The organism is Tardiphaga sp. 862_B3_N4_1, assembly GCF_051811085.1.
In the GTDB taxonomy this organism is placed as follows: Bacteria; Pseudomonadota; Alphaproteobacteria; order Rhizobiales; family Xanthobacteraceae; genus Tardiphaga; species Tardiphaga robiniae.
Genome location: NZ_JBPWQB010000001.1, coordinates 527,090 through 540,767, shown reverse-complemented (window position 1 = coordinate 540,767; position 13,678 = coordinate 527,090). Strand labels below are relative to the sequence as shown.

Below are 13,678 nucleotides of genomic sequence, written 5' to 3'. Positions count from 1 at the left end.
GAAATTAGGAGACGTTGCTGCCGGGTCAGCGGCTCAGGAGTATGCCAATCACACCGGAACAATTTGGTTCCAGCCCGATGGAAATTATTTCCGGACCGGACAAATCTTGAAAAACAGGCTTAACGCAGTATCACACAGTATCACACGACACATTGGCCGACGGGCATCGACCAGCCCGTCGTTATAACCAACCCAATATGAACGCCTCAAGTCGAAGCCCGCTCGTGAGACTACGGCAGAGGCCTTATTCACAAGTCTCAGGCGACTGCCTTGGCCTTAAGGCCGCCCTTGCTCTCAATGAATGAGATAATCCGGTCGAGACCTTCCTGCGTCTTCATATTGGTCATTACGAAGGGCCTGACCCCGCGCATCCGTTTGGCGTCGACATCCATCTTTTCCAGCGAGGCTCCGACATAGGGCGCCAGATCGATCTTGTTGATCACCAGCAGGTCGGAGCGCGTGATGCCCGGGCCCCCCTTGGAGGGGATCTTGTCGCCAGCTGCAACGTCGATAACGTAGATAGTGATATCGGCCAGTTCCGGCGAGAAGGTCGCCGCGAGGTTGTCGCCGCCGGATTCGATCAGCACCATGTCGAGATCGGGAAACTTGACGCGCATGTCGGCAACGGCGGCGAGGTTCATCGAGGCGTCCTCGCGGATCGCCGTATGCGGACAGCCGCCGGTTTCGACGCCAGCAATGCGATCCGCTGTCAGCGAGCCCGAGCGCACCAGATATTCGGCATCCCACTTCGTGTAGATGTCATTGGTGATCGCCGCGATGTCGTAGCGCTCGCGCATGGTCTTGCACAGCAGATCCATCAGCGCGGTCTTGCCGGAGCCGACGGGACCGCCAATGCCGACGCGGAGCGGACCGTGAAAACTGGACATGTCAAATGCTCTCCGGATTAAGGGTGTTGTTGCAAATCATGACCTGAACAGCCGCGTATACTGCGTCTCGTGACGCATGCTGGCGATATCAGAGCGAAATGTCGCGCCGCCGAGATCGTCGAGGGATGCGGCCATAGCGCGATGGCCTGTGGTCACGACGACGGGCTCCAGCGCTGCAAGTACGCGCTGGCTGTCGGTCTGACCGAGCGGCACCAGCCGCGCGCCAGCGGAAATCCAGTTCGAGACCACCGCGTGGAAAAAACCATGCATGGTTGCCGACAGCGGAACGCCATGGGCAGCGCTCACAAGTCCGACGGCAACGGGATAGACAATCGGGCTGTCGCATATCGCGATCAGCCGCTCCATATCCTCATGCGACCAGGCATTGCGCGCGATCTCGATGAAGGCCTTGCCTTGCGTGGTGGTCTCCAGCTGACGTTCCCTTGATGGCACGAAGGCGCTGGCGAGTTCGGCAACCTCGCGCAATGCCTTGTCGTCGCCGTCAGATGCCGCGCGGTGCACATGAGCGAGAAACACGCCATCGCAACACCCTGCGCCATCGGACAGCATCGCCGACAACCAGTCCTGCAGGCTGGCAGCATCGGTGATGTCGCCTGCTTCCACCGCCCATTCGATACCGCTGGAATAGGAAAACGCACCGACAGGAAAAGCCGGCGACAGCCAGGTCATCAGCCGGTACAGCGCAGCGCCTTCGTCGGCAGACAAGGCGGGAGAGTCGCTCAGCGAACTATTGTCCGCCGGTCTATTTGTGGTCATGAGCATGAGAGTGACGATGGTGGTCGTGCTTGCTGTCGTGATCATGATGATGATCATCATCATGGTGATGATCGTGACCGCAATGCTCGTCATGGACATGCTCGGCATGACCATGCGCGTGATGGTCATGCTCATGCTTGCCGTGATCGTGCGCATCATGGTCATGATGGTCATGCTCATGATGGTCGTGACCGTGATCATGATGCCCATGACCGGCCGGCTCGTGCGCAGCGGCATAGGCGCCGCCTTCGGGATCGAACGGTGCCTCGATCTCGATCACCTTGGCGCCAAGACCCTTCACCATCTCCTCGATCACATGATCGCTGCGGATGCGCAGCCCCTTGGCCATGATCTGCGTCGGCAGATGGCGGTTGCCGAGATGCCAGGCGAGCCGCACCAGATGGCCGGGATCGGTACCACGGATCTCGATCAGCGGCTCCGGCGCTGCGACCACCTCGATCAGGCGGCCGTCTTCCAGCACCAGCGCATCGCCGCCGCGCAAGGCGACGGCGTTTTCGAGATCGAGCAGGAATTCCAGTCCGCGCGTCCCCGTCATCGCCATGCGGCGACGATGACGATCGTCGAAGTCGAGAACGACGGTGTCCACCGCCGCCTCTTTCCAGTTGTATTGGCCTTTGACCTCAGTCGCGCGGATCATGGAATCTCTCGTTTGGTTTAACGCACCACGACGTCAGCCGGGGTGATGATTTCGATCTTCGGAGGCGCGCTGAAGCATTTCACCGCGACGCGGCCGAAAGTCTTCATATGTTCCTGCGTCCGGTGCGGCACCAGTGCCTCGGCATTCTCCCACTGCTCGACGAACACCATGCGGGTCGGATCGGTGACGCTCTCGTGCAGATCATAGGCGATATTGCCCGCTTCCTTGCGGGTCTCGGCGATACAAGCCTTGGCAGCTTCGATCAGTTCGGCACGGGCTTCGGGTTTCACGGACAAAGTGGCAACGACGTAGATCAAGGGGAGTCCTCCCGGTTTGTTGTTATGGCTAAGAATGCCGGGACGGACATTAAGGGGTTATGGGAACAGATAGAAGCGCTCTTTCTTCTCCCTCCCCCAAGCAGCGCAGCTGCGCAGTGGGGAGGGTGGCGCGTTGCGAGCGAAGCGAACAACGTGACGGGTGGGGAGCAACACGGAACATCGCGCTTGTTGAAGCACCCCACCCCGGCCTAACAGCCGACCCTCCCCACTGCGCGCAGCTTCGCTGCGCTGGAGGGAGGGAGCCACCGAGCACCTCAATACATAAAGTACCTCTGCGCCATCGGCAGGACTTCGGCCGGCTCGCAGGTCAAAAGTTCGCCATCCGCCCTCACCTCATAGGTCTCCGAATCCACCTCGATCTTCGGCGTCGCGCCATTATGAATCATGCTCTTCTTCGAGATGCCGTCGCGGACATTTTCCACCGCATAGAGCGACTTCTGGATACCGAGCTTCTTGGCGAGACCGCCGGCCACCGCCGCACCGGATGTGAACACCACCGACGACTGGGTCAGCGCGCGGCCGAAGGCGCCGAACATCGGCTGGTAGTGCACCGGCTGCGGCGTGGGAATGGACGCGTTCGGATCGCCCATCGGCGCCGCGACGATCGAGCCGCCCTTGATGACGAGATCCGGCTTGACGCCAAAGAACGCCGGCGACCACAGCACCAGATCCGCCATCTTGCCCTTCTCCACCGAGCCGATCAGCTTCGAGACACCATGGGCGATAGCGGGGTTGATCGTGTATTTCGCGATGTAGCGCTTGACGCGGAAATTGTCGTTGTTGCCCTTGTCTTCCTTCAGCGACCCGCGCTGCTTCTTCATCTTGTCGGCAGTCTGCCACGTCCGGATGATCACCTCGCCGAGCCGGCCCATGGCCTGACTGTCCGACGACATCATCGAGAGCGCGCCGAGATCGTGCAGGATGTCCTCGGCAGCGATCGTCTCCTTGCGGATGCGGCTTTCGGCAAATGCCAGATCTTCCGCAATCGACGGATCGAGATGGTGGCAGACCATCAGCATGTCCAGATGCTCATCGATGGTGTTGCGCGTGAATGGCCGTGTCGGATTGGTCGATGACGGCAGCACGTTCTTGAGGCCCGCGACCTTGATGATATCGGGCGCATGGCCACCGCCGGCACCTTCGGTATGGAAGGCGTGGATGGTGCGGCCCTTAAAGGCCTTGATCGTGTCCTCGACGAAGCCGGACTCGTTCAGCGTGTCCGAGTGCAGCATCACCTGCACGTCGTAGTCATCGGCGACGCTGAGGCAGTTGTCGATCGCGGCGGGCGTGGTGCCCCAGTCCTCGTGCAGCTTCAGCGCACAGGCGCCGGCATTGATCATTTCCACCAGCGGCGCGGGCTTCGAGGCATTGCCCTTGCCGGAAATGCCGAGATTGACCGGGAAGGCATCGAAGGACTGGATCATCCGCGCGATGTGCCACGGGCCTGGCGTACAGGTCGTCGCGAAAGTGCCGTGCGACGGGCCGGTACCGCCGCCTAACATCGAGGTGACACCCGACATCAACGCATGCTCGATCTGCTGCGGACAGATGAAATGGATATGGCTGTCGAAGCCGCCGGCGGTGAGGATTTTTCCTTCACCCGCGATGACATCGGTGCCGGGACCGACATTGATGGTCACCCCCGGCTGGATATCGGGATTGCCGGCCTTGCCGATGGCGTGGACCATGCCGCCCTTGAGGGCGACGTCGGCCTTCACGATGCCCCAGTGATCGACGATCAGCACGTTGGTGATGACGGTATCGACGGCGCCCTGCGCGCGCGTCGCCTGCGACTGCCCCATGCCGTCGCGGATCACCTTGCCGCCGCCGAACTTCACCTCCTCGCCATAGATGGTGAAGTCCTTCTCCACCTCGATGATCAGATCGGTATCGGCGAGCCGCACGCGATCGCCGGTGGTCGGGCCGAACATGTCGGCATAGACGGAGCGTTTGATTTTCACGGGCATGTTTTCGCTCCATTGGCCGGAGTATTCCCTCCCCCCTTGCGGGGGAGGGTCAGGGAGGGGGGTGTGCCACAGGTCGCGGCCTCGCCGATCGCGAGGACAACACCTTCGAGATTCTTCATGACATCGTCATTGCTGAAACGAAGGACGCGATAGCCACGCGCGGTAAACCAAGCGTCGCGGCGCGCGTCGTGCGCGATGCGCTCTACAAAATCATGGCTTTCACCATCGACTTCGACAATGAGCTTGCTCGCATGGGAAACGAAATCAGCAATGTAAACACCCATCGGGGCTTGTCGACGAAAACCCAAATTTGCCAGACGATGTGCCTTTAGCTGTCGCCACAGCAAGGTCTCGGCGCGAGTCATTGCGCGCCGCAGTTCCTTGGCGCGACGGCGCTGAAACTCGCCGACCTCGTTATGTGGCATACCCCCCTCCCCGCCCCTCCCCCGCAAGGGGGGAGGGAGCACTACGGCCGTCACATTCCCAACAATCACAACTTCACCATTACGTCGCTGCGGAATCCATAGACGGTACGCTTGCCTGCGCCTTCGTTCATTGACGGCGTGACCCGCGACTTCCATAGCTTGGCGCACCCCAGCAAGGCGCGCGGCGTCGGGATCTGAGACGGAGACCGATATCGTGAGATGGAAGAACGTCTATCCATTTGCTGCGGCATGCCTGCTGTTCGCGCTGACGTTCTGGCTATACATGACCCGCGTCATGTGGCTCGGATTTCCGGATGGCTTCATCGCCGAACTGGACGCTGCCGAAGCGATCCTCGTCACCTGGTTCAACTGGTTCAGCATCGCTCTGGGCATCTGGTTCGTGATCCTCGGCATCCGATCGTTCCGTAACGATATCGGACGTTGGTCATCATACAGCTGTCTTCTGTTCGTCTCGGTCGTCGTGATCTCGCTGGCCATCGATCGATATTTCCGCTCGTTCATGATGGACAGCGCCGGCGGCTAGGAGCTCAGAGCTTCCCCATCACATCGCCGCGGAAACCATAGATCGTGCGTTTGCCGGCGAGTTCGACCAGTTGCACATCGCGGCTCTGGCCCGGCTCGAAGCGCACGGCCGTGCCGGCGGCGATGTCGAGACGCATGCCGCGGGCCTTCTTGCGGTCGAATTTCAGCGCGGGATTGGTTTCAAAAAAGTGGTAGTGCGAGCCGACCTGGATCGGCCGATCGCCGGAATTCGCCACCGTCAGCGTGACGGTTTTGCGGCCGGCATTGAGCTCGATCTCGCCGTCCTGGATGAAGAGTTCGCCGGGGATCATGTGACCTCTCGATTTTCTCGGTGTCATGGCCGGGCTTGATCCGGCCATCCACGCCTTAGAGCGCTGAAAATGGATGCCCGGGTCAAGCCCGGGCATGACGGAGTTTGAACTAGCGGATCGGTTCGTGCACCGTGACGAGCTTCGTCCCGTCGGGGAATGTCGCTTCCACCTGAATGTCGTGGATCATCTCGGCGATGCCATCCATGCATTGCGCGCGGGTGATGACCTCGGCGCCGGATTTCATCAGCTCGGCAACGGTGCGGCCGTCGCGCGCGCCCTCGACGATGAAATCGGAGATGATGGCGATGGCTTCGGGATGGTTGAGCTTGACGCCGCGTTCCAGCCGGCGGCGCGCCACGATGGCGGCCATCGAGATCAGGAGCTTGTCTTTTTCGCGGGGAGAGAGATTCATGCGAACACTCTGATAGGTTTAGTTGAGCCACATGCGCGGCAGCATCGCGCCTGATCGTCCAAGCACCGCCATCATGTCGGCGCGCAGCTTCGCCGCATCTTGTGCACAGAAGCGGGCCATTGCAAAGCCGTTCCAGCAGGAGATACCAACCTCGCCGCCAGCGCCATCCGTGACTTCGCGTAGCCGCTCGATGAGTGCCTCGTCGCCGGGCACGATTAGCGCCGTGCCGATGGCCACCGCGCCATTGCCGATGGCCGGTCTGGCCAGTTTCGCGGCGATATCGCCATCCAGCCGCACGTTTTCCGCGAACACCAGCCTGCCACCGCGACGCAGGCGCCAGCGATCGACGAAAGACCCCGTCTGCATCACCTCACCCATGGCCGCACGACCGAACACCACGATCTCGCAAAGCAAAAGCGTCGCGCGATCGGCCAGATCGATATCGATGCGCCTGATGGTGCGGGCCTGGTCGAACAGGATGGTTTCCTGCGGCAGCCAGGACAGATGCGCGCCGGCCTCGGCCTTCAGCGCGATATTGATTTCGGCCGCGGGACCATGGGAGCGATAGACCTTCTCGGCGGCGGCGGTCGTCACAGTCAGGCTGGTGCCTTCGCCGGCCGCGATGTCGATATCGAAACGGTCGCCGCCTGCCGCACCGCCGGCGGTATTGACGAACATCGCAGACAGGCCGTGATCTTCGGGGGACGGAAAGCGCACGCGCAGCGAGCCGGATTCATGCAGCTGGCGGCGGCGCGTCTTGCCCTCCGCCAGATGCACGTCGAACTTGACCGCACCGCGGGCACGGTTGGCCGCAAAAATCGCCGAGGACGATGAGATCGCCGATGACGACAGCGTGGTGTTGTCAGCCTGCATGCACTCTCCGGCCTTGAGCCTGCGTTACAGCGCCATCTGGCGGCTGATCTCGGCGGGATCGAGCGTCGAGCGGTCGCAGGTGTATTTCACCGCGCCGCGATCCATCACGGCGAAGTTGTCGCCGAGTTCGCAGGCAAAGTCGAGATACTGCTCCACGAGGACGATAGCGATATTGCCGAGCGAGCGCAGATAGGAAATCGCGCGGCCGATATCCTTGATGATCGAGGGCTGGATGCCTTCGGTCGGCTCATCCAGCAGCAGGAGCTTCGGTCGCATCACCAGCGCGCGGCCGATGGCGAGCTGCTGCTGCTGGCCGCCGGAGAGATCGCCGCCGCGCCGCCCCAGCATCGAATTCAGCACCGGAAACAGCGAGAACACGTCATCGGGAATATTGCGGTCGGCGCGCTTCAGCGGCGCATAGCCGGTCTTGAGGTTTTCTTCCACGGTGAGCAGCGGGAAGATCTCACGGCCCTGTGGTACGAAAGAGATGCCGCGCCGCGCCCGCTCGAACGGCTTCAGCGTCGAGATGTCCTGCCCGTCAAACGTAATCGAACCGCTTGAAATCGCCTGCTGGCCGACCATGGCGCGCAGCAGCGAGGTCTTGCCGACACCGTTGCGACCGAGCACGCAGGTGACCTTGCCGGGCTCCGCCGAAACGGTGACGCCGCGCAGCGCCTGGGCTGCACCGTAATAGAGGCTGATATTATCGACCTTCAGCATATGACCTAATCCTTGCGCATGATCTGGTCCGAAAACCGGTTTCCACTTTTCGGGATCATGCGTCAGCGCCCCAAATACACTTCGACCACGCGGTCATTGGTCGACACCTGATCGATGGTGCCTTCGGCCAGTACCGTGCCTTCGTGCAGACAGGTCACCTTGACGCCGAGTTCGCGCACGAAGGTCATGTCGTGCTCGACGACCATCACTGTCTTGTTGTCGCGGTTGATGGCCTTGAGCAGTTCGGCGGTCTGGTGCGTTTCGACGTCGGTCATACCGGCCACCGGCTCATCCACCAGCAGCAGCTTCGGATCCTGCGCCAGCAGCATGCCGATTTCGAGCCACTGCTTCTGGCCGTGGGAGAGATTGCCGGCGAGCCGATCGCGCGAGTCCGTGAGGCGAATGGTCTCAAGCACCTTGTCGATGCGCTCTGCCTCGCCCCGGCTGCCGCGCCAGAACAGCGTGCCGCGCACGCTGTGGTCGACATTCAGCGCCAGCAGGAGATTGTCGTAAATCGTCTGGCTCTCGAACACCGTCGGCTTCTGGAATTTGCGGCCGATGCCGAGCTCGGCGATCTTGGTTTCATCCAGCAGCGTCAGGTCGTGAATGCCGTCGAAATAGACGTCGCCCTCGTCCGGCTTGGTCTTGCCAGTGATGATGTCCATCATCGTGGTCTTGCCGGCGCCGTTGGGGCCGATAATGGCGCGCATCTCGCCGGGCGCGAGCACCATCGACAGGTTATTGATGGCATGGAAGCCGTCGAACGACACATGGACGCCGTCGAGATAGAGCTGTGCGGAGGTGATGCGCTTCTGCCGGGCCTCGGCTTCGCGCGCTGCGATCACTGGATCAATGATAGCGGGCGCGAGAGACACCTGCGTTGCCGGGGCTGGCGTTTCAATCATAGTCATCACGCCTTCTCCGCCAGATGAGGTTTGGTGACGCCATCTTCCGCTGCGGCGCTCTCGGCATTCGCGCTATTGCTGGCTTTGCGGCTTTCCGACCACACATTGAAGGTGCCGATGATGCCCTTGGGCAGCAACAGCGTCACGAGAATGAACAGCGCACCGAGCATGAACAGCCAGTAGGGAGCAAGGGCGCCGGACGTGAACACCGTCTTGGCGTAGTTGACCACAACCGCGCCGAGCGCCGCACCGACCAACGTGCCACGGCCACCGACCGCGACCCAGATGACGGCCTCGATGGAGTTGGCCGGAGCGAATTCACCGGGATTGATGATACCCACCTGCGGCACGTAGAGGGCGCCCGCAACGCCGGCCATGCAGGCCGACAGCGTGAACACGAACAGCTTGTAGGATTCGACACGGTAGCCCAAGAATCTTGTGCGGGATTCCGCGTCGCGTATGGCGATCAGCACCTTGCCGAGCTTCGAGGTCACGATGGTACGGCAGACGAGGAAGCCGACGATCAGTGCCAGACAGCTCAGCGCGAACAGCGCCGCACGCGTGCCGTCGGCCTGCACGTTGAATCCGAGGATATCCTTGAAATCGGTCAGGCCGTTATTGCCGCCGAAGCCGAAATCGTTGCGGAAGAAGGCCAGCAGCAACGCATAGGTCATGGCCTGCGTGATGATCGACAGATACACGCCAGACACGCGCGAGCGGAAGGTGAGCCAGCCGAACACGAAAGCCAGGATGCCCGGCGCGATCAGCACCATGGCGGCGGCGAACCAGAACATGTCGAAGCCGTACCAGTACCACGGCAGCGCCTTGTAATTCAGGAACACCATGAAGTCCGGCAGGATCGGATTGCCATAGACGCCGCGCGAGCCGATCTGACGCATCAGATACATGCCCATGGCGTAGCCGCCGAGCGCGAAGAAGGCGCCGTGGCCGAGCGAGAGAATGCCGCAATAGCCCCAGATCAGATCGATGGAGAGTGCGAGGATGGCGTAGCAGACATATTTGCCGAACAGCGCCATCAGATAGGTCGGCACCTGCAGCGGCGAGTCCGCCGGCAGCAGCAGGTTGGACAGCGGAATGAGAATGCCGACCGCGGCGACAATCAGCAGGAAGATCGTGGCGCTGCGATCCAGCGTGCGGGTGAGGAAATGCGGCGTCATGAGTGGGCTCCGCAGTATGCCCGATTGTAGCTAGCACCGGCGCCAATGGTCCCCTCCCCCCTTGCGGGGGAGGGTGGCGCGTTAGCGCCGGGAGGGGGGTAGCCGCAAACGCCGGAGCCTGGGGTGGGCCCCCCCCCCCCCCCCCCCCCCCCCCCCCCCCCCCCCCGCCCCCCGCCCCCCCCCCCCCCCCCCCCCCCCGCAAACGCCGGAGCCTGGGGTTACCCCCCTCCCCGACCCTCCCCCGCCTAGCGAAGCTTCGCTTCGCACGGGGGGGAGGGAGCAGGACGATAGCGCGTCGAAGCGAAATGTAGTTGCCATCCTCATGCTTCGATCGCCCTGCCCTTGAGCGCGAACAGGCCGCGCGGCCGTTTCTGGATGAACAGGATGATCAGCACCAAGATGGCGATCTTGCCAAGCACGGCGCCTGCGACCGGCTCCAGAAACTTGTTGGCGATGCCGAGCGAGAACGCACCGACCAGCGTGCCCCACAGATTGCCGACGCCGCCGAACACCACGACCATGAAACTGTCGATAATGTAGCTCTGGCCGAGATTGGGCGAGACGTTGTCGATCTGCGACAGCGCCACGCCGGCAATGCCCGCAATGCCGGAGCCGAGACCGAAGGTCAGCGCATCCACGCGCGAGGTTGCGATGCCCATGGACGCGGCCATGCGGCGATTCTGGGTGACGGCGCGCATCTCGAGTCCGATCGAGGTGTAGCGCAGCATCGCCAGCAGGATCGCAAACACGGCAAGCGTGAAGCACAGGATCCAGAGCCGGTTGTAGGTGATGGTGAGCTGACCCAGCTCGAACGCGCCGGACATCCAGGAGGGATTGCCGACCTCGCGATTGGTCGGGCCAAACATGGTGCGCACCGCCTGCTGCAGCACCAGCGACAGGCCCCAGGTCGCCAGCAGCGTTTCCAGCGGACGGCCATAGAGGAAGCGGATAATGGTGCGCTCGATGACGATACCGAGCAGACCGGCAACGATGAAGGCCAGTGGCACGGCCATCAGCAGCGAGTAATCGAACAGACCGGGATAGCTGGTGCGGATCACGTCCTGCACCACGAAGGTGACATAGGCGCCGATCATCACCATCTCGCCATGCGCCATGTTGATGACGCCCATCACGCCGAAGGTGATGGCGAGACCGATGGCGGCGAGCAAGAGAACCGAGCCGAGCGACAGCCCGTACCAGGCGTTCTGGCCGATCGACCACAGCGTCTGCCGGCTGTTGATCGCCGTGACGGCGCTGGCCGCGCTGCGCGCGACACCAACGGTCTGATCGGCCGGCAGGCTGGTGAGCAGCGCCAGCGCGTCCTGATCACCACGACCCTTGATGATCGTAATGGATTCGATCTTCTCGGCCTCGGTCGCATCTTCCTTGTAGAGCAGGATCGCAGCGCGGGCCTCGGTGAAAGCCTGCTTGGCGGATTTGTTGGTTTCCTTTTCCAGAGCAGCCTCGATCACCGGCAGCATCGCGGTTTCGTGGCTCTTGAACACCGATTGCGCCGACGCAATGCGTTTGGCGGGATCCGGCGACATCAGCGTGAGGCCGCCAAGCGCGGATTCGATATTGCGGCGCAGACGATTGTTGAGGCGCACCGCGGCGGCACTGGCTGGCACCTCAGTGACGGCCTCGCCGGTGGCAGCGTCAGTCACCTTGCCGTCGGTGCCGGTGAGATAAACCTTCTTGCTGTCGGGATCGGCGGAGAGCCGGCCTTCCTGCAGCGCGGTGATCACAGCGAAAGCCTGCGGATGGCCCGAGGTGGCGATGATGCCCACGGCCTCGTCGCTATCGGAGAAATCGTCATTGGCGAATTTGGCGACGGCATCCTCGAAAGGACCCGCAAAGGCCGGAATAGCGGTCGCGCCTACCAGCAGAAATGCAACAGCGATCGCGCGGAAACGATAAAGGAGATCAGTCACTGGAAAACCCCGGCCGAAGAAAAAAGAGAAGGCGACGGATTCACCGCCTTCTCCAGTTTTGGGAGTCTCGAGAGTCGAGATAGACACGAAACCATCAACCGTCATTGCGAGGAGCGAAGCGACGAAGCAATCCAGAAGCCGCAAACAAGAAAGAACTGGATTGCTTCGCTGCGCTCGCAATGACGGAGAGTGTGTGGAGCTAACTTACGAACCCTGACCGCCGCACTTGTTGGTCTTGGTGTTGAAGTTGCCGCACTTCTTGCCGACCCAGTCGCCGATCAGGTCCTTGGAGCCGTCCAGCTCCTTCGACCATGCATCGCCAGCCACCAGCGCCGGGGTCTTCCAGACCACGTCGAACTGGCCATTGGCCTTGATCTCGCCAATGAACACCGGCTTGGTGATGTGGTGGTTCGGCAGCATCTTCGAGGTACCGCCGGTCAGGTTCTTGGCTTCGATGCCGGGCAATGCGTCGATGACCTTGTCGGCTTCGATCGACTTGGCCTTCTCGACCGCCTTCACCCACATGTTGAAGCCGATCACGGTGGCTTCCATCGGGTCGTTGGTCACGCGCTTCGGATTCTTGGTGAAGGCCTGCCATTCCTTGATGAACTTCTCGTTCTCAGGATTCTTGATCGACTGAAAGTAGTTCCAGGCCGCGAGATGGCCGAGCAGCGGCTTGGTGTCGATGCCGGCGAGCTCTTCTTCACCCACCGAGAACGCAACAACCGGAATGTCGGTCGCCTTGATGCCCTGGTTGCCGAGCTCCTTGTAGAACGGAACGTTGGCATCGCCGTTGATGGTCGAGACCACGGCGGTCTTCTTGCCGGCCGAGCCGAACTTCTTGATGTCGGCCACGATCGTCTGCCAGTCGCTATGACCAAATGGCGTGTAGTTGATCATGATGTCTTCCTGCTTGACGCCCTTCGACTTCAAGTAGGCTTCGAGAATCTTGTTCGTGGTGCGCGGATAGACGTAGTCGGTGCCGGCCAGCACCCAGCGCTTCACCTTCTCGTCCTTCATCAGGTAGTCGACAGCCGGGATCGCCTGCTGGTTCGGAGCAGCACCCGTGTAGAACACGTTACGCTCGGACTCTTCGCCCTCGTACTGCACGGGATAGAACAGGATGTTGTTCAGTTCCTTGAACACCGGGAGAACCGACTTGCGCGACACCGAGGTCCAGCAGCCGAACACGACGGCAACCTTGTCCTTGGTGATCAGCTCGCGCGCCTTTTCGGCGAACAGCGGCCAGTTTGAAGCGGGATCGACCACCACGGCTTCGAGCTTCTTGCCGTTCACGCCGCCCTTCTTGTTCTGCTGATCGATCATGAACAGCACGGTGTCTTTCAACGTGGTCTCGGAAATCGCCATGGTGCCCGACAGCGAGTGCAGAACGCCGACCTTGATGGTGTCGTCTGCGGCTTTGGCCGGCGAAAATGCCGACAGGCCCAGAGCCAGACCCGTTGCCGCGGCCATCAGGCTGCGACGCGAGATCGGCTTGGCTATTGCGTGAGTCAAATTGGTAATCATGTGCGGTCTCTCCCTGACGCAGACGAAATCAATGCGGAACGGCCCCACGGCCGGCGCGTTAAGGAGATCGCAAGAAGTGTGCCAGCCCTCGAACACACGTTAAGCTATTGGGATTACTCGCATGTTTTCGATTTTCGGAAAGCGCTGAGGTTTTCTTGTTTATTTATTGTGCAGAAAAATTGATCATGCACACGGCAAACAGCTTAAATAATCGCCAAAAATTGCC

At 61.4% G+C, this 13,678-nt stretch carries 15 protein-coding genes; 1 reads left to right on the top strand and 14 read right to left on the bottom strand.

What is annotated here, in order from left to right:
- Positions 1-257: 257 nt before the first annotated feature.
- The 6 genes from ureG to AB8B02_RS02570 all read right to left on the bottom strand — a co-directional run bounded on the left by ureG (position 258) and on the right by AB8B02_RS02570 (position 5,052).
- A complete protein-coding gene (ureG, locus tag AB8B02_RS02595) occupies positions 258-887 on the bottom strand; it encodes an urease accessory protein UreG (RefSeq protein WP_068733948.1) in 630 nt (209 codons plus the stop codon).
- Between the two features lie 36 nt (positions 888-923).
- Positions 924-1,670: an urease accessory protein UreF gene (locus AB8B02_RS02590; protein WP_120288707.1), complete on the bottom strand. Its 747-nt coding sequence runs from the start codon at positions 1,668-1,670 to the stop codon at positions 924-926.
- Positions 1,651-2,322, bottom strand: coding sequence for an urease accessory protein UreE (locus tag AB8B02_RS02585; protein ID WP_120288706.1), 672 nt, complete (start codon positions 2,320-2,322; stop codon positions 1,651-1,653). The genes AB8B02_RS02590 and AB8B02_RS02585 overlap by 20 nt, the downstream gene beginning before the upstream one ends.
- A 17-nt stretch (positions 2,323-2,339) precedes the next feature.
- Positions 2,340-2,639, bottom strand: a complete 300-nt coding sequence (locus AB8B02_RS02580) for a putative quinol monooxygenase (protein ID WP_068733944.1) — start codon at positions 2,637-2,639, stop codon at positions 2,340-2,342.
- A gap of 275 nt (positions 2,640-2,914) precedes the next feature.
- On the bottom strand, positions 2,915-4,627 hold the full coding sequence (gene ureC, locus AB8B02_RS02575; protein WP_068733942.1) for an urease subunit alpha: 1,713 nt from the start codon (positions 4,625-4,627) through the stop codon (positions 2,915-2,917).
- Entirely contained in the window at positions 4,618-5,052 is a 435-nt protein-coding gene (locus AB8B02_RS02570; protein WP_120289181.1) for an endonuclease domain-containing protein, read from the bottom strand. The genes ureC and AB8B02_RS02570 overlap by 10 nt, the downstream gene beginning before the upstream one ends.
- Positions 5,053-5,266: 214 nt before the next feature.
- Between AB8B02_RS02570 and AB8B02_RS02565 the strand changes: the two genes are divergently transcribed.
- Positions 5,267-5,596, top strand: coding sequence for a hypothetical protein (locus tag AB8B02_RS02565; RefSeq protein WP_120288705.1), 330 nt, complete (start codon positions 5,267-5,269; stop codon positions 5,594-5,596).
- Between the two features lie 4 nt (positions 5,597-5,600).
- Here the strand turns inward: AB8B02_RS02565 and AB8B02_RS02560 are convergent, their stop codons facing one another.
- From AB8B02_RS02560 to urtA, 8 genes are all read right to left on the bottom strand, one after another.
- Positions 5,601-5,906, bottom strand: a complete 306-nt coding sequence (locus tag AB8B02_RS02560) for an urease subunit beta (RefSeq protein ID WP_120288704.1) — start codon at positions 5,904-5,906, stop codon at positions 5,601-5,603.
- Positions 5,907-6,015: 109 nt separating this feature from the next.
- Entirely contained in the window at positions 6,016-6,318 is a 303-nt protein-coding gene (locus tag AB8B02_RS02555; RefSeq protein ID WP_068733936.1) for an urease subunit gamma, read from the bottom strand.
- Positions 6,319-6,336: 18 nt separating this feature from the next.
- The gene (locus AB8B02_RS02550) at positions 6,337-7,191 is read right to left on the bottom strand and encodes an urease accessory protein UreD (RefSeq protein ID WP_120288703.1); all 855 of its coding nucleotides are present in this window, start codon (positions 7,189-7,191) and stop codon (positions 6,337-6,339) included.
- Positions 7,192-7,215: 24 nt separating this feature from the next.
- Positions 7,216-7,911, bottom strand: a complete 696-nt coding sequence (gene urtE / locus AB8B02_RS02545; protein WP_068733931.1) for an urea ABC transporter ATP-binding subunit UrtE — start codon at positions 7,909-7,911, stop codon at positions 7,216-7,218.
- 62 nt (positions 7,912-7,973) lie between these two features.
- Entirely contained in the window at positions 7,974-8,822 is an 849-nt protein-coding gene (gene urtD, locus AB8B02_RS02540) for an urea ABC transporter ATP-binding protein UrtD (RefSeq protein WP_439063016.1), read from the bottom strand.
- The gene (gene urtC, locus AB8B02_RS02535; protein ID WP_120288702.1) at positions 8,822-9,994 is read right to left on the bottom strand and encodes an urea ABC transporter permease subunit UrtC; all 1,173 of its coding nucleotides are present in this window, start codon (positions 9,992-9,994) and stop codon (positions 8,822-8,824) included. Before urtC ends, urtD begins: the two co-directional genes overlap by 1 nt.
- A 320-nt stretch (positions 9,995-10,314) precedes the next feature.
- Positions 10,315-11,925 carry an urea ABC transporter permease subunit UrtB gene (gene urtB / locus AB8B02_RS02530; RefSeq protein WP_439063015.1) on the bottom strand — a complete coding sequence of 537 codons (1,611 nt, stop codon included), beginning with the start codon at positions 11,923-11,925 and terminating at the stop codon, positions 10,315-10,317.
- Between the two features lie 204 nt (positions 11,926-12,129).
- Entirely contained in the window at positions 12,130-13,452 is a 1,323-nt protein-coding gene (urtA, locus tag AB8B02_RS02525; protein ID WP_068733926.1) for an urea ABC transporter substrate-binding protein, read from the bottom strand.
- Between the last annotated feature and the right edge of the window lie 226 nt (positions 13,453-13,678).